General features: G+C 73.7%; 20 protein-coding genes. 9 read left to right on the top strand and 11 right to left on the bottom strand.

From position 1 onward, the window contains the following. Positions 1-73: 73 nt before the first annotated feature. From AC0666_RS31845 to AC0666_RS31830, 4 genes are all read right to left on the bottom strand, one after another. A complete protein-coding gene (locus tag AC0666_RS31845; protein WP_351782709.1) occupies positions 74-157 on the bottom strand; it encodes a putative leader peptide in 84 nt (27 codons plus the stop codon). Between the two features lie 221 nt (positions 158-378). Continuing rightward, the gene (locus AC0666_RS31840; RefSeq protein ID WP_468973263.1) at positions 379-942 is read right to left on the bottom strand and encodes a GNAT family N-acetyltransferase; all 564 of its coding nucleotides are present in this window, start codon (positions 940-942) and stop codon (positions 379-381) included. A gap of 5 nt (positions 943-947) precedes the next feature. Next, positions 948-2,216 (bottom strand): GAF domain-containing protein, encoded by a 1,269-nt coding sequence (locus tag AC0666_RS31835; RefSeq protein WP_468973380.1) that lies wholly within the window; start codon positions 2,214-2,216, stop codon positions 948-950. A 277-nt stretch (positions 2,217-2,493) separates the two neighbouring features. Then, positions 2,494-4,161 carry an acyl-CoA dehydrogenase family protein gene (locus AC0666_RS31830; RefSeq protein WP_478708893.1) on the bottom strand — a complete coding sequence of 556 codons (1,668 nt, stop codon included), beginning with the start codon at positions 4,159-4,161 and terminating at the stop codon, positions 2,494-2,496. A 17-nt stretch (positions 4,162-4,178) separates the two neighbouring features. On the opposite strand from AC0666_RS31830, the gene AC0666_RS31825 reads away from it, so the two are divergent. Continuing rightward, positions 4,179-5,300: a YihY/virulence factor BrkB family protein gene (locus AC0666_RS31825; RefSeq protein WP_468586620.1), complete on the top strand. Its 1,122-nt coding sequence runs from the start codon at positions 4,179-4,181 to the stop codon at positions 5,298-5,300. A gap of 105 nt (positions 5,301-5,405) precedes the next feature. Beyond that, complete coding sequence (locus AC0666_RS31820; protein ID WP_478708892.1) at positions 5,406-6,140, top strand: helix-turn-helix transcriptional regulator; 735 nt, start codon at positions 5,406-5,408, stop codon at positions 6,138-6,140. Here AC0666_RS31820 and AC0666_RS31815 read toward each other — a convergent pair. After that, positions 6,071-6,472, bottom strand: coding sequence for a VOC family protein (locus tag AC0666_RS31815; RefSeq protein WP_478708891.1), 402 nt, complete (start codon positions 6,470-6,472; stop codon positions 6,071-6,073). The genes AC0666_RS31820 and AC0666_RS31815 overlap by 70 nt on opposite strands. Positions 6,473-6,773: 301 nt before the next feature. Here AC0666_RS31815 and rsgA point away from each other — a divergent pair, with 301 nt between their 5' ends. Next, a complete protein-coding gene (gene rsgA / locus AC0666_RS31810; RefSeq protein WP_468973272.1) occupies positions 6,774-7,886 on the top strand; it encodes a ribosome small subunit-dependent GTPase A in 1,113 nt (370 codons plus the stop codon). A 103-nt stretch (positions 7,887-7,989) separates the two neighbouring features. Here the strand turns inward: rsgA and AC0666_RS31805 are convergent, their stop codons facing one another. The 3 genes from AC0666_RS31805 to AC0666_RS31795 form a co-directional block, all read right to left on the bottom strand. Next, on the bottom strand, positions 7,990-8,370 hold the full coding sequence (locus AC0666_RS31805) for a PPOX class F420-dependent oxidoreductase (RefSeq protein ID WP_468973275.1): 381 nt from the start codon (positions 8,368-8,370) through the stop codon (positions 7,990-7,992). A 105-nt stretch (positions 8,371-8,475) separates the two neighbouring features. Then, positions 8,476-8,958, bottom strand: a complete 483-nt coding sequence (locus AC0666_RS31800; protein WP_478708890.1) for a DUF456 domain-containing protein — start codon at positions 8,956-8,958, stop codon at positions 8,476-8,478. A gap of 24 nt (positions 8,959-8,982) precedes the next feature. Then, the gene (locus AC0666_RS31795; protein ID WP_468973382.1) at positions 8,983-9,960 is read right to left on the bottom strand and encodes a helix-turn-helix domain-containing protein; all 978 of its coding nucleotides are present in this window, start codon (positions 9,958-9,960) and stop codon (positions 8,983-8,985) included. Positions 9,961-10,259: 299 nt separating this feature from the next. On the opposite strand from AC0666_RS31795, the gene AC0666_RS31790 reads away from it, so the two are divergent. The 3 genes from AC0666_RS31790 (at position 10,260) to AC0666_RS31780 (ending at position 14,362) form a co-directional block, all read left to right on the top strand. Then, positions 10,260-11,960: a protein phosphatase 2C domain-containing protein gene (locus tag AC0666_RS31790; RefSeq protein WP_478708889.1), complete on the top strand. Its 1,701-nt coding sequence runs from the start codon at positions 10,260-10,262 to the stop codon at positions 11,958-11,960. A gap of 77 nt (positions 11,961-12,037) precedes the next feature. Further along, a complete protein-coding gene (locus tag AC0666_RS31785; protein WP_468973284.1) occupies positions 12,038-13,780 on the top strand; it encodes a pyruvate dehydrogenase in 1,743 nt (580 codons plus the stop codon). Between the two features lie 168 nt (positions 13,781-13,948). Beyond that, entirely contained in the window at positions 13,949-14,362 is a 414-nt protein-coding gene (locus tag AC0666_RS31780) for an ATP-binding protein (RefSeq protein WP_468586605.1), read from the top strand. Positions 14,363-14,441: 79 nt separating this feature from the next. On the opposite strand, the gene AC0666_RS31775 is transcribed toward AC0666_RS31780, so the two are convergent. Beyond that, a complete protein-coding gene (locus AC0666_RS31775; RefSeq protein WP_468973288.1) occupies positions 14,442-15,503 on the bottom strand; it encodes a DUF2637 domain-containing protein in 1,062 nt (353 codons plus the stop codon). A 491-nt stretch (positions 15,504-15,994) separates the two neighbouring features. Between AC0666_RS31775 and AC0666_RS31770 the strand changes: the two genes are divergently transcribed. Continuing rightward, on the top strand, positions 15,995-16,666 hold the full coding sequence (locus AC0666_RS31770) for a GntR family transcriptional regulator (protein ID WP_468973291.1): 672 nt from the start codon (positions 15,995-15,997) through the stop codon (positions 16,664-16,666). 103 nt (positions 16,667-16,769) lie between these two features. Here AC0666_RS31770 and AC0666_RS31765 read toward each other — a convergent pair whose 3' ends face one another. After that, positions 16,770-17,531, bottom strand: a complete 762-nt coding sequence (locus AC0666_RS31765; protein WP_468973384.1) for a hypothetical protein — start codon at positions 17,529-17,531, stop codon at positions 16,770-16,772. 181 nt (positions 17,532-17,712) lie between these two features. Beyond that, positions 17,713-19,392: a PucR family transcriptional regulator gene (locus AC0666_RS31760; RefSeq protein ID WP_468586600.1), complete on the bottom strand. Its 1,680-nt coding sequence runs from the start codon at positions 19,390-19,392 to the stop codon at positions 17,713-17,715. Positions 19,393-19,647: 255 nt separating this feature from the next. Here AC0666_RS31760 and AC0666_RS31755 point away from each other — a divergent pair, with 255 nt between their 5' ends. Continuing rightward, positions 19,648-20,541 carry an FAD binding domain-containing protein gene (locus AC0666_RS31755; RefSeq protein ID WP_468973294.1) on the top strand — a complete coding sequence of 298 codons (894 nt, stop codon included), beginning with the start codon at positions 19,648-19,650 and terminating at the stop codon, positions 20,539-20,541. Between the two features lie 2 nt (positions 20,542-20,543). Next, positions 20,544-21,143, top strand: a complete 600-nt coding sequence (locus AC0666_RS31750) for a (2Fe-2S)-binding protein (RefSeq protein WP_361711686.1) — start codon at positions 20,544-20,546, stop codon at positions 21,141-21,143. Positions 21,144-21,145: the final 2 nt, after the last annotated feature.

Genomic DNA, 21,145 nt, shown 5'->3' with positions numbered 1-21,145 from the left:
GGCTGGTTCCGGCGCGCGCCGCGACGACGCTGTGCGGGCGCTGTGCCGGTGCTGTGCGGCGGGGCTGGTTCCGTCAGCGCGCCGAACAGATGGCGCTGGACATGCGGCCGAGATCGACGTGCCGTCGACTCACCAAGGCAATTCCAGCTCCATTCATGGCGGAAGCGTGTCATGTGCCGATTGGAGGAGTCCACTACTGTCCACGATGCGGACGATGTCGTCCCGTATCGTGGTACGACGTGACGGCGGTCACCCTGGGGGACACCGGATGGCAGGATCCGTGGGGCCCAGCGGAGACCGAACCCGCGCGCCCGCGGGGGAGGGCCCCGGGCCGAGCCGCGGGCCCGGGCGGGAGCCACTCCTGCACGGCTCGGAGGGTTACGCGCCGGGCCAGGGGCCCGGGGTGGGGGTGTCCTGCTTCTCTTCCGTTTCCGTCTTGAAGAGCTTGAAGCCGCGCCGCAGGTAGTTGTCCATCGCCGTCGGGCCGTCCTGGCTGCACGTGTGGAGCCAGACCCGCCGGGTGGGCTCCCGCTGCGGCCACCGCTCGGCCAGGGACCACGCGGCGGCCACTCCCACCGACAGGAGGTGCCCGCCGATGCGCCGGCCCCGGAAGTCCGGCAGCAGGCCGAAGTACATGATCTCCACCACGCCGTCGGGCTGCGGATCCAGTTCCACGTATCCCGCCGGAGTCCCGCGGTCGTACGCCACCCACGTCTCCACCCCGGGCCGCGCCAGGTACTCCACCCACTGCGCACGGGTCAGCGACAACCGGTCCGTCCAGTGGATGTCGCCGCCCACCGATGCGTACAGGAAGCGGCTGAACTCCGGCGAGGGGACCTCCGCCCTGCGGACAGCGATCTCAGGACCCGGGACGGCCGACGGGACCAGATCGTCCGGGGAGGTCATTTCCAGGGACCACGTGGTCAGGGTGATGCTGCTCATGCAGGTCAGGGAATCATGCCCGGCCCCGGACGGCCCAGGCGGGCCCTGACCACCGCCGGGGCCGTGGAGTGCGGCAGCAGCGCCGCCGGGTCCTCCGGGCGGATCAGCTCGACCTCCACGTCGTCCGCGAAGCGGTACGGCCGGTGGGTGAGCACCCCCGCCAGGCGCCGGCGCACCCGGGAGAGCTCCGCGCGGACCGTCACCGTACGGGTCGGGTCCCCGAACAGCTCCTGCGACAGCTCCGCCGCCGACCGCCCCCGCGGACTGTCCGCCAGCAGGAACAGCAGCTCCGCGTGGCGCGGGCTGAGCTCCTGCGACCAGCTCCCGGCCGCCCCGTACACCGTCGCCGACCAGGTGCGGGGACGGCTCAGGTCCAGGACGACCCGGCTCGCCGCCGCCCCCGCGCTCCGGTCCTCCTCGACGCGCAGCAGCCAGCCGCCCGGCAGCGGCTCCACCACGCAGCCCCCGAGCTGCGGCACCCATACCGGGCCCGGCCCGAAGCCCTTCGGCAGGGCGATGCGGTCCGCAGGGACCAGGCCGGTCACCGCCGCCGTCCAGCCGTGTGCGTCGACGGCGAGGGCCCGGCCGGGCAGCCGGGCCAGCAGGGGCGCCGCCACGGTGCGCAGCCGCTCCAGCGACTCCAGGTGCCGCACCCGCAGCTCCCGCTCGGCGAGCCGGGCCACCGAGCTCACCCAGGCCAGGGTCGCCGGGTGCATGGTGGCCAGCGGCCCGCTGACGTCCACCACGCCCAGCAGCCGCCCGTCCCGCGGATCCCGTACCGGGGCCCCCGCACAGGTCCAGTCGTGATGGCTGGAGACGAAGTGCTCGGCCGAGAACACCTGCACCGGCCGGCGGGCCACCAGCGCGGTCCCCACGCCGTTGGTGCCGACCACCGCCTCGTCCCAGTCGGCGCCCACCCCGAAGCCGAGCCGGTCCGCCTTGCGCAGGATCGAGGCGGCGCCCTCCCGCCACAGCAGCCGCCCGTCCGCGTCGGCGACGACCATGATGTGCAGGGCCGTGTCCAGCGTCGGCAGCAGCCCCTCGCGCAGGACCGGAAGGATCTCCCGCAGCGGCGAGACCTGCCGCCGCTCCTCGGTCTCGGCGGCCGACAGCATCCGCGAGCGCGCGTCCCGGTCCGGATGCACCCCGCCCGCCAGCATCCGCCGCCAGGACTCGGCGATCTCCGGGCGCGGCGCCGCCGGCGGCAGCCGGTCCCCGGCCAGCACGGCCGCGCGCACCCCCTTCAGCAGACGCGCCGCCTCCCGCGCGTCCATGGCCGAGATGCGCGCCACATCGACCGTGCTGCCTGCGGTGTCGGCCAACGGAACCTCCCCGTGTGGAACAGGACGTACGAGACTCAGAGGGTTGCAACGGTATGCAACTCTCGCCAACTCCCGGTCGCCCGACCGAAACTGTCCGGACGTCGCCCAGCGGCGTGACAGCTCCTCCTCGGGGCTCTCGGATCAGGGGTGGTGCCGAGTCGGCGCGGCGCCACTCCTGTTCCCGGTCAACGGGCCCGGATCCCGGCTCGGAACGGTTTGGGGACCCTCCCTAGCCCGCGATCCGCGCCCGTTCCACGACCGCGGCGAGATCCAGGCTGTGCGGCAGCGTGCCGAAGGCGGCGCCCCCGTCCCCGCCGAGCCGCGAGGCGCAGAACGCGTCCGCCACCGCGGGCGGAGCCCAGCGCACCAGCAGCGACCCCTGCAACACCAGGGCCATGCGCTCCACGACGCGGCGGGCCCGCGCCTCGATGCCCTCCAGATCGGCGAGCTCCGTCAGCAGGCCCTTGATGGCCGAATCCAGCCGGTGGTCGGCGCCGCGGGCCTGCCCGACCTCCCGCAGGAAGGCGTTCAGCGCCTGCGGCTCCCGCTGGAGGGCGCGCAGCACGTCCAGGGCCTGGACGTTGCCCGAGCCCTCCCAGATGGAGTTCAGCGGGGACTCGCGCAGCAGCCGCGGCAGCCCGGAGTCCTCCACGTAACCGTTGCCGCCCAGGCACTCCAGCGCCTCGGCCACCATCGGGGTGCAGCGCTTGGTCACCCAGTACTTCGCCGTGGGCACCGCGATGCGCAGGAAGGCCCGCTCGTCCTGCGCCCCCGAATCCTGGACCGCGTCGTACGCCGCGGCGAGCCGCAGCGCCAAGGTGGTGGCCGCCTCCGACTCCAGGGCGAGATCGGCCAGCACGTTGCGCATCAGCGGCTGCTCGATGAGCCGTGCTCCGAAAGCAGAGCGGTGCTCCGCATGGTGCACCGCCTGCGTGAGGCCCTGCCGCATCTGCGCGGCCGCGCCGACGACGCAGTCCAGCCGGGTCGCCGCGACCATCTCGATGATGGTCCGCACCCCCCGCCCCTCCTCGCCGACCCGCCGCGCCCACGTCCCGGCGAACTCCACCTCCGCCGACGCGTTCGACCGGTTGCCCAGCTTGTCCTTCAGCCGCTGCAGCGCGAACGCGTTGCGCGTGCCGTCCGGCAGCACCCGCGGCACCAGGAAACAGGTCAGGCCGTCCCTCCCCGCGGGACCCGCCTGCGCCAGCACCAGGAAGCCGTCCGACATCGGCGCCGAGCAGAACCACTTGTGCCCGGTCAGCAGGTACTCGCCCGGCGCGTCCAGCGGCGCGGCCGCCGTCGTGTTCGCCCGTACGTCGCTGCCGCCCTGCTTCTCCGTCATCGCCATGCCGAACAGCACACCGGCCTTCTGACCGGCCGGCCGCAGCCCCTCCTCGTACACGTGCGAGGTCAGCCGCGGCTCCCACTCGGCGGCCAGCTCCGGATCCGCCCGCAGCGCCGGCACCGCCGCGTGGGTCATCGACACCGGGCAGCCGTGCCCCGCCTCCGCCTGCGACGCCACGAAGAACCCCGCCGCGCGGCGCAGGTGCCCCGCCGGCCGCCCCCAGGCGTCGGTGAGCCCCGCACTTACCGCACTCCCGAGCAGCCGGTGCCAGGCCGGGTGGAACTCCACCTCGTCGATCCGGTTTCCGTACCGGTCGTGCGTGCGCAGCCTCGGCGGGTTCTCGTTCGCCTGCCGGCCCCACTCCTGGGCCTGCGCGGAGCCCGCTGCGCGGCCGAGTCCGCCGAGCTCCTCCCGTACCGCGTCGCGCAGTTCGGCGTCCGCCCCGGCGAGGTGCCGCTCCACGCCCTCCGTGAGGGCCCGGTCGCTTCCGTAGACGTCGTAGCCCACCAGGGGCGGAGCCTGGTTCGTGACGGTGTGGGTGGTGGCTGCCATGCGGATACCGTAAGGACGTGCAGCCAGCAAAAGAAACACCCGAGTGGGTCCCAGGGCGGCTCCACCGGGCCCGTGCCCTCTACCGCAACGTGTCCAAGCGCAAGATGGCGTGGCTGCTGCTGAAGGACACCGTCAATTCGTGCATCGAGTACCGGATCCTCGGCCTGGCGGCCGAGGCGGCGTTCTTCACGCTGCTGTCGCTGCCCCCGCTGTTCCTGGGCCTGCTGGGCGTACTCGGGTACGTGGACGGCTGGACGGGCGGCACCTTCGTCGCGAGCATCGAGGAGAACATCCTGCGGGCGGTCGGCACCGTGCTGTCCGACCGTGGCGTCAACGAGATCGCGAAACCGATGCTGGACGACGTCACGAGCCGCGGCCGCCCCGACCTGATCTCGCTCGGCTTCGCCTTCGCCCTGTGGTCGGGCTCGCGGGCCGTCAACGTCTTCATCGACACCATCACCGTCATGTACGGCCTCGACGGACAGCGCGGCATCGTCAAGACCCGGCTGCTGGCCTTCCTGCTGTACGTGATCGCCCTGGTGATCGGCGCGGTCGTGCTGCCGCTGATGGTGGCCGGACCGGACGCCGTGGTGCAGTGGCTGCCGTGGAGCACCGAGGTGATCGCGGTGCTCTACTGGCCGACGGTCACCCTGCTGTCCATCGCCTTCCTGACCACCCTGTACCACGTGTCCGTGCCGGTGCGCTCGCCGTGGATCGAGGACGTGCCGGGCGCGCTGGTGGCCCTGGCCATGTGGGTGCTGGGCTCGTTCCTGCTGCGGATCTACCTCACCAACACCGTCGAGGGCCCGACCATCTACGGCTCGCTGGCCGCGCCCGTCGCGGTGCTGCTGTGGATCGGCGTCTCGGCCTTCGCGGTCCTGGTCGGCGCAGCCGTCAACGCCGCCATCGACCGGGTCTGGCCCTCACTGGCGACGGCCGCCGCGCGGGAGGCCAACGAGCGGGTCCGGGAGGCGGAGGCCGCCCAGCTCGTCGCGCGGGCCGCCGCCTGGCGGGCCCTGGCCGAGGGCGAGTCGGAGGACGACGAGGACGGCGACGCCGTGATGCCCTCGGAGTTCCCGGAGCGGTGGTCGAGATTCCTCCCCCCGGAGGACTACTCCTCCCGCCTGCGCAAGCACTGACGGGAAGGACGGGTGGCTGCCGGCCGCCACCCGCCCACCCGCCCGCGCCGGAGCGACCGCGCCGAGACCGGGCGGGACGGTGCGCGCACGCCCTAGCCTGGGACCGTGTACGAGGAACGGCGGTCCCCGGCGGTCCCCGGCGCCGTCCTCTGGCGGGCCTCCGGACCGGGCCGCGTCGTCCTGCCCGACGGGTGCATGGACCTGCTGTGGGTCGACGGGAAGCTGCTGGTGGCCGGCCCCGACACCGGGCCGCACCCTGCCGGAGAGGTGCCGGGCGGGGCGTTCGTCGGGCTGCGCTTCGCCCCGGGCACCGCGCCCGCCCTGCTCGGCGTACCGGCGTACGAGCTGCGCGACCGGCGCGTCGAACTGGCCGACCTGTGGCCCGGGCCGCAGGTACGCCGCCTCACGGAGCGCATCGGTGCCCGCCCCGACCCCGCTGAGGGCCTGGAGTGGCTGGCCCGCACCCGCGCTGCCGGGTCCGGACCGCCCGACCCCCTCGCCGAACGGGTGGCTGCCGGGCTCCGGGCCGGGGAGCCGGTGGCCGCCGTCGCCGAGGCCGTCGGCCTCGGGCCGCGCCAGCTGCACCGGCGTTCGCTCGACGCGTTCGGTTACGGGCCCCGCACCCTGGCGCGGGTGCTGCGGCTCCAGCGGGCGCTGGCCATGGCGCGGCGCGGGCTGCCCCTGGCCGAGGTGGCCCAGCGGGCCGGCTACGCGGACCAGCCGCACCTGGCCCGCGAGGTGCGGGCGCTGGCGGGGACGACCCCGAAGGCCTACGCGTCGGGCGCCGCGGCGGCGAACAGGGACACGCCGCAGCCGTCCGGATCCAGAACGACGGCGTAGCGCTGGCCCCAGAAGGCGTCCCAGGGCTTCAGATGGCCCGTGTACCCGGCCTCCGTCAGCTCCGCGTACAAGGCGTCCACTTCGCCGGGGGAGTCGCACAGGAACGCCAGGTCGCGCCGGCTGTCCCCGGAGGGGCGGGACCAGGACGGGTCGAAGGAGCGGACGACGTCCTCCGTGTCGAAGCCGATCCGGATCCCGCCGGGGAGGAGGACCTCCACGTGCGGTTCGCCGTCCGCCTCGGCCGGGATGTCCAGCCCCAGGCGGCGGTAGAAGGCGAGCGAGGCGGCCATGTCGGAGACGACCAGGCCGATCATGTCGAGTCGGGGAGTCATACGGCCAGGCTAGGAACGCCCGCGCCCGCCGTCTTGAACGAATCGGTCATCGGCCACCGGAAAAAAGAATTGGCGCCGGTCCACGGCTGGTTGCTACGGTGGGCCCGTTCCCGCCGATCGGCGCGGGACCGTCGGCAAGTGGCATGACCCGGAGGTGAGTTCATTGATGACTGTCGTTGCGCAGGGCGCTGCCCGCACTCAGAAGACCATCAATGTCACTTCTGTGGCCACCGGCTGATCCCACACCTCTTCGCGCACCACCGGGCGCGCGCTGCCGGGGCCACCCTGTGAAGGGTTCCCCTTGTCTTTCTCTTCTGCTTCGCTCTCCTCCTCGTCGCTCCCGCACGCCCTCAGCCCCCTCGGCTGGGACGAGGCGTGGGAGGCCGAGTTCGCCCCGTACGCCGAACAGGGCCTGCTCCCCGGCCGCGTGGTACGGGTGGACCGGGGCCAGTGCGACGTCATGACCGCGGACGGGATCGTCCGCGCCGACACCGCCTTCGTCACCCCGCACGACCCGCTGCGTGTCATCTGCACGGGTGACTGGGCAGCGGTCGAGGCCGCCGGCCACCCGCGCTACGTGAAGGCGTACCTGCCGCGCCGGACCGCCTTCGTCCGGTCCACTTCCTCACAGCGCTCCGAGGGCCAGATCCTCGCCGCCAACGTCGACCACGCCGTCATCGCCGTCTCCCTGGCCGTGGAGCTCGACCTGGGACGCATCGAGCGCTTCCTGGCCCTGGCGTGGGAGTCGGGCGCACAGCCGCTGGTCGTCCTGACCAAGGCCGACCTGGTACCGGACCCGGTGACCCTGTCCCACCTCGTCCAGGACGTGGAGACCTCGGCGCCGGGCGTCCAGGTGCTCACCGTCTCCTCCCTCACCGGGGAGGGCACGGACATCCTGGCGGCCGTGGTCGCGGGCGGTACGAGCGTGCTGCTCGGCATCTCCGGCGCTGGGAAGTCCACCCTCGCCAACGCGCTGCTCGGGGCCGAGGTGATGGAGGTCCAGGCCACCCGCGAGGTGGACGGCAAGGGCCGCCACACCACCACGACCCGTAACCTCCTGGCGCTGCCGGGCGGGGGCGTGCTCATCGACACCCCGGGACTGCGCGGGGTCGGCCTGTGGGACGCCGAGGCCGGCGTCGGGCAGGTCTTCTCGGAGATCGAGGAGTACGCGGCCCGGTGCCGGTTCCACGACTGCGCGCACCAGGCGGAGCCGGGGTGCGCCGTGCTGGAGGCGGTCGCCTCCGGGGCCCTGCCGGAGCGCCGGCTGGAGAGCTACCGCAAGCTCCTGCGGGAGAACCAGCGGATCGTGGCCAAGACGGACGCCCGGCTGCGCGCCGACATCCGCCGGGACTGGCGGATGAAGTCGGCGGTGGGCCGGGCCAATTACGCGGCCAAGCACAACGGCCGGTTCTGACCGGCGGACTGCGGGGGCGGGGCGCGGTGGGCGGGGCGCGGGGGCGCGGGAGTACGGACCCGCCCCCGCGCCCCGCGTCCGCGCCACCACCGCTCCGGGCGCCTCAGTCCTCCAGGCACCCCCAGGTGAACACCCGCTCCGGGTGGATCCGGATCACCTCCGGGCTGAAATGCGGGCCCAGGGCGTGCTCCCCCACCTCCAGCGTGGCGCGTCCGCGGATCTCGATGCCGCGCACGCGCCACGGGCGGGTGCTCACCAGGTCGTCGACGACCAGGGCGAGCCTCGGATTCGCCTGCAGGTTGCGCCATTTCTTCGTCGTGCCCATGGCCGCTCCGCCCACCAGGATCGTGCCGTCCGGCTGCGGGAAGAACCCCACCGGGTTGGCCTGCGGCTGCCCGTGCGCGTCCACCGTCGCCAGCCTGCCCAGCCGTTGCGACCGCAGGTATGCCAGTTCCGCCTCGCTGAAACCCTCGAACCGCGTCATACGGCCCAGCCTCTCAACCTCCCCCGGCCCCCGCATCGGACCCGAGACCGAACGGACGCCCGCCCGGACCCGGGTCTCCGGTCCTCGGTCCTCGTCGACCACACGTCAACTCACCAGCACCGCGCCGATCCATGCGCCCATCACCATCAGGCAGGCCAGCAGCTCCACGAGCACGCTCGTGCCCACCGCCCGCATCACCGCCCGCACCGACGCCAAGGCCTCGCCGTGCGTGCCGAGCCGCAGCCGCTCGCACAGGTAGACGCCGCCCACGAACCCCGGTACGGCCCCCAGCACCGGCACGAGGACGAAACCCAGGACGGCACCGCACCCCGCGTACATCGCCATCCGGCGGGTGACCCCCACGCCCCGCAGCCGCCGAGGCGGCAGCTGCCACTCGATCACCTGCACCACCAGCAGCAGCGCCGTCACCGACACCAGCAGGGACCAGGCCAGCGCCGACCGCTCGTGCAGCGCCCACCACAGCACCCCGGCCCAGACCAGCCAGGACCCCGGAACACCGGGAACCAGCACCCCGAGCACCCCGAGCAGGAGCACCAGCCCCACCAGGAGCAGCTGAGGCACGTCCATCTGCTCAGCGTGCCCGACCAGGGGCTACCGAGCCACCCAGCCCCGTTCGCACGCGTACCAGCCGAGCTGGAGCCGGGTCGTGACCCCGGCGACGTCCATCAGGTTCTTGACCCGCCGCTGCACCGTCCGCAGACCCAGCTCCAGGTGTTTGGCCACGCTCGTGTCCGTCATCCCCGCGAGCAGCAGCGTCAGGATCTCGATGTCGGTGGAATCCGGCACCCCACCCGACTCCTGCGGCGCCCCCGAGGCGCCCAGCCGCAGCGGCAGCGCCTCCCGCCACACCGCCTCGAACAGCCCCGTCAAGGACTCCATCAAGCCCGACGCGTGCACCACCAGCGCCGCCGGCTCCGCCCCGGGCCCGGTCAGCGGCACCAGCGCCAGCGACCGGTCCGCGATCACCAGCCGCGTCGGCACCTGCCCCGTGACCCGGACCTGCTCGCCCCGGGCCAGCGCCGTCGACGCCTCGCGGATCCCGGTCGGCAGGGACAGCACCTCCCGTTCGATCACCACCCGGTACGCCACGCCCCGTACGGCGGCCTGTTCCTCCGCCTCGTTCTCCATCCCCGTCACCACCTGCGGCCGGCTGCTGACCAGCGCGCACACCTCCTCGGCCGCGCCCAGCTGGAGCTGGTGGAAGCGGTGCGCGACCGCGCTCGCGCCCGTCACCACCTCCACCAGGTCGTGCACCGCCGGCTCGGTGGCCTCCGCCCGGTACTCCTGGGCCAGCAGTGCCGCGGCCAGCTCCGCCTGCTCCAGCTCGTGCCGCTGCTGCGTCAGCAGGGCGCCCAGCGCCACCGTCGGCGGGGCCGCCACCCAGCGCCCCGGCCGGGCCGTGGACTGGGCCGCCAGGCCGTGGCGCTCCAGGTGCCGCAGGGCCCGCTCGGTCTGCGGCACCGGCAGCGCCAGCCGGTGTGCGAGATCCGGCACCTCCGCCGCCCCCATCGCCACCAGCGCGCGGTACGCCGACTCCTGGCCCTCGTCCAGGCCTATCGCACCCAGCAACCCGTCCACCCACCCTCTCCGACCGGTCCTGGCGGGAAGCGGCCACGGCGCAAACCCGCCGCGGACATCATCGCCGCACCCCCCGGCCCTCTGACAAGGTGTGACCGGCCGGCCGCCCTCGCGCGGGCCGGGCCGGCCGGCGCGAACGGCGCCGCCGTCACCCGGACGGCCCGTGCGGACGTACGACAGCCGTCAGGTCGTACGAGAGATACGGAAGGGGTCCACCGGGCGGCGGCCCGGTGGGCTCCTTTTCGCGCATTCGGCGTTTTCTGCCGCTCCGGGGGGCTGAGAATGGGCGCATGAGTCAGCAGGGCGCGGACGACTGGTGGCAGAAGCTGTACGAGGACCCCGACGCGGGACCGGGGCCGGACCCGGGGGACACGCTGGAGAGCCGGTTCCACTCGGCGTCGGTCCTCACGACCCCACCGGGCGCCCCGTCGTCCCCCACGGCCCCACCGGGCCTCCCGCCGTCCGCCGCGGCCCCGCCCGGGTGGCCGGAGCAGGCCCCGCCGCCGCACGCCGTGCTCCCGGGCCCCCGCCGCGAGCCGGAGCCTCCCGCCCCCGGCCTCCCGCCCACGGCTGCGCCGCCCGCCGCCGAGGGGGCCCGCCCGGGCCCCGCCGCCCCGCCACCCGTCGACGTGCCGGGTCCCGCCGCGCCGCCACCGGCCGACCGACCGGGCGAAGTCGCGCCGTCGCCGGTCGGGCTCCCGCCCGCCGCCGCGCCGCCCGCCACCCCGCTGCCCGGGCCCGCCGCCGCGCCGCCCGCCGCCGCGCCGCCCCCGCCCACGGTGCGGCCCGGCGCGGCGCCTCCGGTCGACGTGCCGGCCCCCGCGGCTCCGCCCCAGGGTGCGCCGCCCCCGGTGGTTCCGCCGCCGCCGGCCGGTCCGCCAGCCCCGGTCGCGCCGTTCGCGACCGGCCTGCCGGGCCCCGCCGCGCCGCCGCCGGCCGGGCCGCCGCCGGCGCTGCCCGCCGACCCCCGGGAGGCCGGCAGCACCGGGTACGGGCTGGGGCACGTGACCGTGCCGCCCGCGGCGGACGGGCGGCCCGCCGGCCCGCCGCCGTCCGCCGCACCGGTGCAGGACCCCGCCGCCGGAGCCCCGGCCGGGTCCGCCGCGGCGGAGGTCCGCCAGGAGCCGGCCGCGCCCCGCGGCGAGGCGCGGCCCGAGGTCCACCACCTCGGGGACCGGGCGCCCACCTACGCCGCCGAGCCCGGCACGCTGCCCCTCGCCGACCCCGGCGGGCTCGACGCCCTGGTCCCGGACACCGTCCTGGAGGGGGCCCGCCACGGCTCGTACACCCTGCGGGCCGCCTCCGTACGCGGGGACTCCGCCCGGTTCCGCGGCGAGACCCGCCGGGACTTCCTCCTGACCGCCCGCTTCGGCACCGGCGACGACGCCCTGGTCCTGGTGGCCCTCGCGGGTGGCGACCGGGCCGCCGCCGGGGCCGCGGAGGCCGCCGCCGACGTGTGCCGCTGGATCGCGGCGGCGATCGGGCGCAGCCAGGAGCGGCTGGCCGGGGACATCCGCGCCGGACGGCGCGACGCCCTGCGCTCGGGGCTCCAGCGCCTCACCGACCGCGGCTACGGCCGGCTGCGGGCCCGCGCCGTGGAGCTCGGCCTTGAGGAGGAGGCGTACACCGCCGGGCTGCGCGGAGTGCTGCTGCCCGTCGACCCCGAGTGCCGGACCCGGGTCTGCTTCGGAGCGGGCGCGGGCGGGCTGTTCCGCCTGAGGGCGGGCCGGTGGGAGGACCTGGAGGTCGGCGAGTCGCCGCACGAGGGCTTCCGCTTCCGCGCGGCCGTGGCCCGCCCCGGCGACACCCTGCTGCTCTGCTCCCGCGGCCTCGCCGGCCCGCTGCGCGAGGAGGAACTGCTTCCGGCCGAACTCGCGGCCCGCTGGTCGGACGCGGAACCGCCCGGCCTGGCGGCCTTCCTCGCCGACACCCAGCTCCGCCTCAAGGGTTACGCCGACGACCGGACGGCCGCCGCGGTCTGGGAGGCGTAACCGCGCGGAACGTGCATGGATGGAAGGCGCACACCCCAAGGCAAGCAGAGCCGACCCACGGGAAGGGGCGCCCCTCCATGGCCAAGCAGAACGTGGCGGAGCAGTTCGTCGACATCCTCGTCCGGGCAGGCGTACGCCGCATGTACGGAGTCGTCGGCGACAGCTTGAACCCCATCGTCGACGCCATCCGCCGAACCGGTGCGATCGAGTGGATCCAGGTCCGGCACGAGGAGACGGCCGCCTTCGCGGCCGGGGCCGAGGCCCAGATCACCGGCCGGCTCGCCGCCTGCGCGGGCTCCTGCGGTCCCGGCAACCTCCACCTGATCAACGGCCTGTACGACGCCCACCGCTCGATGGCCCCGGTCCTCGCCCTCGCCTCGCACATCCCCTCCAGCGAGATCGGACTCGCCTACTTCCAGGAAACCCACCCCGACCAGCTGTTCCGCGAGTGCAGCCACTACAGCGAGCTGATCTCCAATCCGAAGCAGATGCCCAGACTGCTCCAGACCGCCGTCCAGCACGCCGTCGGCCGCAGCGGGGTCAGCGTCGTCGCGCTGCCCGGGGACATCGCCTCCCAGCCCGCCCCCGAGAAGGCGGTGGAGCACGCCCTGGTCACCTCGCGGCCGACGGTACGGCCTGGCGACACGGAGATCGAGAAGCTGGTCCGGCTCGTCGATGAGGCCGACCGGGTCACGCTGTTCTGTGGCAGCGGCACCGCCGGGGCGCACGCCGAGGTCATGGAGTTCGCGGAACGGGTCAAGGCGCCGGTCGGGCACGCCCTGCGCGGCAAGGAATGGATCCAGTACGACAATCCGTACGACGTCGGGATGAGCGGGCTGCTCGGCTACGGCGCCGCCTACGAGGCCACCCACGAGTGCGACCTGCTGATCCTGCTCGGCACCGACTTCCCGTACAACGCCTTCCTGCCCGACGACGTGAAGATCGTCCAGGTGGACATCCGGCCCGAACACCTGGGTCGGCGATCCCAGTTGGACCTCGCCGTCTGGGGGGACGCGCGGGAGACCCTGCGCGCCCTGAACAGCCGGGTGCGCACCAAGACGGACCGGCGCTTCCTGGACCGGATGCTCAAGAAGCACGCCGACGCGCTGGAGGGGGTGGTGAAGGCGTACACCCGCAAGGTGGAGAAGCACACGCCGATCCACCCCGAGTACGTGGCCTCCGTTCTCGACGAACTCGCCGACGAGGACGCGGTGTTCACTGTGGACACCGGCATGTGCAACGTGTGGGCGGCGCGCTATCTTTCGCCGAACGGCAAACGGCGCATCATCGGCTCCTTCAGCCACGGCTCCATGGCCAACGCTCTGCCGCAGGCCATCGGCGCACAGTTCACCGACCGGCGCCGTCAAGTGGTGTCCATGTCGGGTGATGGCGGTTTCTCCATGCTGATGGGAGATTTCCTCACCCTGGTGCAGTACGACCTCCCAGTCAAAGTGGTCCTGTTCAACAACTCATCGCTGGGAATGGTCGAGTTGGAAATGCTGGTTTCCGGCCTGCCCTCGTACGGAACCACGAACCGGAACCCGGATTTCTCGGCCATCGCTCGCGCGGCGGGGGCGTATGGAGTCAGGGTGGAGAAGCCCAAGCAGCTCACGGGGGCTTTGAAGGACGCATTCCGGCACAAGGGGCCTGCTTTGGTCGATGTGGTGACCGACCCCAATGCGTTGTCGATTCCGCCCAGGATCAAGGCCGAGATGGTGACCGGTTTCGCACTATCCGCCAGCAAGATCGTGCTGGACGGCGGGGTGGGCCGCATGATCCAGATGGCTCGATCCAATCTCCGCAACGTGCCCCGCCCCTGAGTCCGCAGGAGTGCGGATTCCCTCGGCGGGCATGCATCCCGTAGACCAGTTCGAGATCAGGCAACACGGGGGAGGTACGTCGCCGTGCCGGTGGGGGCGAGGACCGGGAAGCAGTGGAGGAGAGGACGGCCCGTAGCGCGTGAACCGTCCGTCGAGGACGGGGGAGCGGTGGACGCGCTGGAGATCACCCGCAGCCTGCGCCGGGCGGATCTGAAGGGAGTGGGCGAGGTCCGCCGGGCGCTGAGGGAGTTGATGCGCCACCGTTGCAGGGCCGATACCGCCGAGGTGGCGGAGCTGCTGACGACCGAGCTCGTCACCAATGCCCTCGTCCACACCGACCAGGGTGCGGAGGTGTCCGCGCGGCTCGAACCGACCCGCCTGCGGGTGGAGGTCCGGGACCACGCATCGCGCCGGCCCCGCCCGTACGTACCGACCGCCGACGACGGTACGCACGGCCGGGGGCTGGTGCTGGTGCAGGCGCTGGCCGACGCCTGGGGGGTGGACGCGGTCGCCCAGGCCGGGGGCAAGGTGGTGTGGTTCGAACTGGACGGTGCCTTCGACTCGTTCCACGACGAGGCGTAGGGGAACACCGCCCCGCCCCGTACTGCGGGAGGGGCCCGCCCGGCCCGGCGGGCCCCTCCGCCCGGGGCGTCAGCAGCGATCAGCCGAACTGTTGCTCAAGATCCTTGAGTTTGCGCTCCAGGGAGTCGAGCCGGGGGATCGTCTGGGTGTCGTCCTCGGCCGTGAGGTCCACCGTCCGGGGGCCGGTCCCCTCGGCGGTCTCCGCCGAGGTCACGGCCTGCAAGGAGGGCCGGCGGCGCGGTGCGGGCAGCTGTTCCGGTTCCGCTATGGCCGGCTCCGCGCCGACCGGCGCGGAGCCCGTCCCGGGGGCGAGGCCCGGCATGTCGACCTGGCGGGCGCGGGGACGGCCGAAGGCCCGGTGCTGCCGGCCCAGCGCCTTGATGTGGGCGCGGTCCAAGCGGTGCTGCTCGCGCCGGCGGTGGCGGTCCTGCTCCTTCTCCTTCTTGTCCTCCCGTACCTCGTCGACGGCCTCGTCGAGGGTGCGGACCCCCTCCAGCAGCATGAGCGACCATGCGCCGAAGGTCTCCCGGGGCGCCCGCAGCCAGCGGACCATCCGGATCTGCGGCAGCGGCCTGGGGATCAGACCCTGTTCGCGCAGGGCGGCCCGGCGGGTCTGCTTGAGGGCCCGGTCGAAGAGGACCGCCGCCGACAGCGACATCCCGGCGAAGAACTGGGGGGCGCCGTCGTGGCCCATGCCGCGCGGGGCGTGCACCCAGTTGAACCAGGCGGCCGCACCGGCGAACAGCCAGACCAGCATGCGGGAGCCGAGGGCCGCGTCACCGTGGCTGGCCTCGCGGACGGCGAGTACGGAGCAGAACATCGCGGCGCCGTCGAGGCCGAAGGGAACCAGGTACTCCCATCCGCCGGAGAGGTTCAGGTTCTGCCGGCCGAAGCCGACCAGTCCGTGGAAGGAGAGCGCGGCGGCCACCGCCGCGCAGCAGAACAGCAGGACGTAGGAGGCGGTTCCGTACACGGCTTCCTTGCGCCGCCGCCGCTCCTCGCTGCGCTCCCAGGTGTCCTCCGCGGCCGCCTTGTCGCCCTCGCGCTTGCCCCGGGCCAGTACCGCAACTGCCGCAAGCACGCCCAGGATCAACAGGCTGCCGGGCAGCAGCCAGTCCAGCGATATGTCGGTCAGTCTCATGCGGATGTCCCTTGCCTCTGCCTCGCGTATGCGGCCTTCCGGGTGCCATGGTGACGCAGTGGATCGGCCCGGCACGCGGGTTTCGGGGCAAGTGGACGCCTCCGAGGGGTCCGGCCCGCCGGATAGGGTGTTGTGTCTCGAACTCCCTTGCCCATGGCCGGAGTTGCGTTCGATTACGGTCAGCCTGGAGGGTGGGTTCAGGTGACCGCGGCCGTGAGAACGGGCGAGGCGGTCCGCACGGCGGGTGCGCGGGACGGGTGACACCGGTGCTCCCGGGACGGAGGGTGCAGAGGGGGCGGCAGGCGGCGGGCCCGGTCCCGGGTGGCGGAGCCGGTCCGGTCCCGGGTGGCGTGGCCGCAGGCCGTCGGGCAGGGCGGGACGGCCACGGCGGTCCCGACCGCAAGGCACCGTGCGACGAGACACAGGCCACGGCCCCGGGCGGGTGGGGGCGGCTATCCTCGGCAGGTCGAACCCACCCACAGGAGGACCGAGTGCGCGAAGCGGCCCCAGCCGGGGTGCCGGCGCTGATCCCGACCCAGAAAGTGCTGCGCCATTCGGTGCGCCGGCAGGTCCTCGACGCGCTGCGCGCCGCCCTCGTCGACGGGGAGCTCGTCCCGGGCGAGATCTACTCCGGCCCTGCGCTGGGCGAGCGCTTCGGGGTCTCCGCGACGCCCGTGCGCGAGGCCATGCAGCAGCTGGCGCTGGAGGGGGCGGTGGAATGCCTCCCGAACCGGGGCTTCCGCGTCCTGGCCCGGACCCCGCGGTCCCTGGCGGAGCTGGCCGAGGTCCGGGCGCTGCTGGAGGTCCCCGTGATGCTGCGGCTGGCCCGTACGCTCCCGCCGCAGGCCTGGTCGGCGCTGCGCCCGGCGGCCGCGGCCACGGCCACGGCGGCGGCGGCCGGGGACGTGCCCGGCTACGCGGACGCCGACCGCGCCTTCCACCGCGAGGTGCTGGCACTGGCCGGGAACGAGCAGCTGGTCCAGGTGGCCGAGGAACTCCACCGCCGCGCCCAGTGGCCCCTGCCGGGGGCTCCCCGGGTCCGCCGGGCCGATCTGGTCGCCGACGCGGCGGAGCACTCGGCGCTGCTGGAGGCGCTGATCGCCGGTGACCTGCCGGTGGTCGAGTCCCTGGTCCGCGAACACTTCACCGGCGCCACGGCCTGACCCGGGACACCCCGGCGAGGTCCTGGGAGGTCCCGGGAGGCCCCGGGACCGGGTACGGCCCCGCCCGCGCACAGCACCTGGCCCGGCCGGAGCCGACTCCCGGTCAGGTTGCCGGGGCGGGGTGGAGCTGGTCGGCCAGCCAGGTGGGGATGCCGCCCAGGAGGTGGAACAGGCGTCGGGCCTCGGCGCGCAGGCGAGAGGCCTCCGGCTCCGGTTCCGTCTCGGCCAGGGCCGCCAGCGCGGGCGCCGTCCCGATGAGGAACCCCAGCTCCTCGCGGATGCGCAGGGACTCCGCGAAGCCCTTGCGGGCCTCCGCCACCTCGCCGTCGCGCAGGGCCAGCGCCGCCAGGTGCCGCCAGGTGGAGGACAGCAGCAGGGTGTCCCCGTGGGCCGCGGCTCCGGCGTGGGCGCGCCGGTAGGCCGGGCGGGCCGACTGCGGCGCGTCCGCCAGGTGCTCCGCCACCAGGCCCCGGCGGAAGTCCAGCAGGGGGCGGGTGGGCGAGCCGGGGGAGAGCAGGGCGGCCGCCCGGCCGAGCGCCGAGCGGGCCTCGTCCGCGCGGTCCCGTACGCCGAGCACGGTGGCGGCGTAGGCCAGCTGGCCCCGCTCACAGGCGGCGGCCCCCCGCTCGTCGTCCTCGACGGCCACCGCCTCCGCGGTCCGCAGGGCGTCCTCCGCCTCCGCCCAGCCCTGGCCGGTGAACAGACAGCGCTCGACCAGGAGGGCGGTCCGCTGCACGGCCGCGCCGGCCTCGTCCGCGTGCGGCGTCAGCAGGGCCGCCGCGTCGGTCCAACAGCCGCGCGAGCGCAGCCGCCATATCGCCCGCTGGAGGGGGTCGTCTCCCCCGCTCGTTCCGGCACCGGACATGGCGGTGTCCGCCACATTGCCCTCCCCAAAGCAGCCAAGCAGCACGTCTTCGAGCCCTGGGGCGAAATGAGAGCACGGATCGGATGCTCCGGCCAAGGGGTCGGGTGAACTCTTTCACAAAGTCCGGATGCCGCGTCAGGCGCCCCTGGGTCGCCCCCCGCTGCCGTCTGGCCGGATCTGCTCAGCTCATGCGCAGTGCCAGGAAGAAGTCCAGCTTGTCCTCCAGCCGGGACAGGTCACGCCCCGTCAACTGCTCGATTCGCCCGACCCGGTAGCGCAGCGTGTTGACGTGCAGGTGCAGCCGCGTGGCGCACCGCGTCCACGAGCCGTCGCAGTCCAGGAACGCTTCGAGGGTGGGGATCAGTTCCGCCCGGTGGCGCCGGTCGTAGTCCCGCAGCGGGTCCAGCAGCCGCGCCGTGAAGGCCCGGCGTACGTCGTCCGGCACGAACGGCAGCAGCAGCACGTGCGAGGCCAGCTCGTGGTGGCCGGCGGCGCAGACCCGGCCCGGGCGGGCCGCGGCGACCCGGCGGGCGTGCCGGGCCTCCTCCAGCGCCCCGCGCAGCCCCTCGGCGGAGTGCACGGCCGCGCTGACCCCCAGGGTGAGCCGGCCGTCGCCGTCCAGGCCCGCCTGGAGCGGGTCCCGTACGGAGGTGAGCAGCTCGTCGGCGTGCAGGGCGGACTCCGGCCCCTTCTCGTCCCCGGCGTCCGAGGGGGCCACGGGCAGCGGCACCAGTGCGATGGCCTCGTCACCCGCATGGGCCACCGCGATCCGGTCGGAGGGCTCGGGGCCCGAGACCGACGGGTCGACCAGGATCTCCTCCAGCAGCGACTGGGCCACCGGGCCGCCCGGGATGTCCCCGCCGTCCCAGTCCACCCGCGCCACGACGACCTGCCAGTGCGGGGCGGTGCCCAGCCCGGGCACCAGCACCGGGGCGGCCACCCGCAGGCGGGCGGCGATCTCGGCCGGGGCCGCGCCCGTCTGGACCAGCTCCAGCACCTCCTGGGCCAGGCGGCGGCGCACCGTGCGGGCCGCGTCGCGCCGGTCCCGCTCGACCGCGATCAGCTGGGTCACGCCCTGCAGCAGGTCGAGCCGCTCGGCGGGCCAGTCCCCGGCGTCCGCCTCCACGGCGAGCAGCCAGTCGGAGAGCACGCTCTCGCGCACGTCACGGGCGCCGGGAGCGCCCGGGCCGCGCCCCGCGGCCCTGATCGGGAACAGGGAGTAGGTAATACCCTGGATGGAGATCCGGTGCGGGCCCCTGCGCCCGGTGCGGACCGCCGCCAGGTGCTCCCCGGCCAGGGCCGCGCAGACGCCCGGCGCCAGCGGTTCGCCCGCCCCGGCGATCTGCCGCCCCGTGGGGGACAGCACCCAGGCGCGCAGATCGAGGTCGGTGGTGAGGAGATCGAGCACCACGTCCGGCCCACCGCCCGCGGGACCCGAGGTCATCAGCCGGCGGTGGCGGTCCACGACGGCGGCGAGATCGCCCGCGCGCTCGCCGGAAACCTGCCGCACCACGTACTCCGTGATCGTGGCGAATGCAACGTCTTCGTTCACAGCGAACAGCGGCAGCCGGTTGCGCCGACAGGCCGAGACCAGATCGTCGGGGATGTCCCCCAGCTCGGCCTCGCCCGCCGCGAGCCCCGCCACGCCCGCGCTCGCGAGGATTCGTACGAACGGCTCGGAGTCGGCTGAATTTCTTCGCCAGGCCAGGCCGGTAAGGACGAGTTCACCTCCGGTGAGGTATCGGCTGGGATCCCTCAGGTCGGTCGTCATGACGCCGCGGACCGTCCGGTCGAGTTCTTCCTCGCCGCCCAGCAGCCGCAGCCCCAGCGCCTCGGTTTCCAGCAGTGCGCGCAGCCGCATGGTGTCGCCGCCGATCTGTCTCGAATGTTGCCGTTGGAAATCGGGCAGGTCGTCGCATCCTGCCTTTCATACGAATCTACAAGACGAGGGAGGCCGCCAGCCAACTCCTTCATGGTTTCGGTGACTGCACCGCGGGGACGCGCGGCTTGTGTACTGACTCCACACCGCGTTAACAGCACGTGAACGACCAGTCGAGGGCCCCCGAGGCCTCCTGGCTTGAAGTGAACGACACGATGAAGAAGAAGAGAGCCGCAGATGGACTTCCTTCGCCCCGCCAGCTGGGAGGAGGCGCTCGCCGCTAAGGCCGAGTACCCCACAGCTGTGCCGATTGCGGGTGGCACCGACATCATGGTCGAGATCAACTTCGACCACCGCCGTCCGGAGTACCTCCTCGACCTCAACCGCATCGAGCTGCTGCGGGAGTGGGAGGTAGGCGAGGAGGTCACCAAGCTCGGCGCCTCCGTCCCGTACACCCAGATCATGGAGAACCTGCGCGGTACGCTGCCGGGTCTCGCGCTCGCCTCGCACACGGTCGCGTCCCCGCAGATCCGCAACCGCGGCGGTGTCGGCGGCAACCTCGGTTGCGCCTCGCCCGCCGGTGACTCCCACCCCGCCCTCCTCGCCGCCGGCTGCGAGGTCGAGGTCGAGTCCGTACGCGGCTCCCGGCTCATCCCGATCGACGAGTTCTACACCGGCGTGAAGCGCAACGCGCTCGCCGCCGACGAGCTCATCAAGACGGTCCACATCAAGAATGCCACGGGCCCTCAGCAGTACTCGAAGGTCGGCACCCGCAACGCGATGGTCATCGCCGTCTGCGGCTTCGGTCTCGCACTGCACCCCGACACCCGCACCGTGCGTACGGGTATCGCCTCGGCCGCCCCGACCCCGATCCGGGCGAAGGCCGCCGAGGAGTTCCTGAACGCCGCGCTCGAAGAGGGCGGCTTCTGGGACAACGGCAAGGTCGTCACCCCGTCGATCGCCAAGCAGTTCGGTGAGCTCGCCTCCGGCGCGTGCAACCCGATCGACGACGTCCGTGGCACGGCGAAGTACCGCCGTCACGCGGTTGGCATCTTGGCTCGCCGCCAGCTCGTCTGGACGTGGGAGCAGTACCGCGGCACCAACGGCCGCTCGCTTGAAGGGGCTGCGTAACCATGCGCGTCAATTTCACTGTCAACGGTCGTCCGCAGGAAGCCGACGATGTGTGGGAGGGCGAGTCCCTTCTCTACGTCCTGCGTGAGCGCCTGGGCCTGCCGGGTTCGAAGAACGCCTGTGAGCAGGGCGAGTGCGGTTCCTGCACCGTCCGCCTCGACGGCGTGCCCGTCTGTTCCTGCCTGGTCGCGGCCGGTCAGGTCGAGGGCCGCGACGTCGTGACCGTCGAGGGCCTGGCCGACTTCGCCAAGCAGCGCGAGGAGCACGGCCACTCCTGCGGCACCGGCGCGTGCGGCGGCGGCAAGGGCGTGTCCACCGACGAGGCCAAGCAGTGGTCCGCCAAGGGCACCGACTCCCAGACCGGTGAGGGCGTCGAGCTCTCCAACATCCAGCAGGCGTTCATCGACGCCGGCGCCGTCCAGTGCGGTTTCTGCACCCCGGGTCTGCTGGTCCAGGCCGACGCCCTGCTGGAGCGCAACGCCGACCCGTCCGACCAGGACATCCGTGAGGCCCTGTCCGGCAACCTGTGCCGCTGCACGGGCTACGAGAAGATCCTCGACGCGGTCCGCCTGGCGGCCGCCCGTCAGGGAGAGGCGGTCTGATC

It is taken from the genome of Streptomyces sp. NPDC043680 (assembly GCF_056436685.1).
The sequence above is the reverse complement of the archived record's forward strand: the minus strand, read 5'-3'. Positions and strand labels throughout refer to the sequence as shown.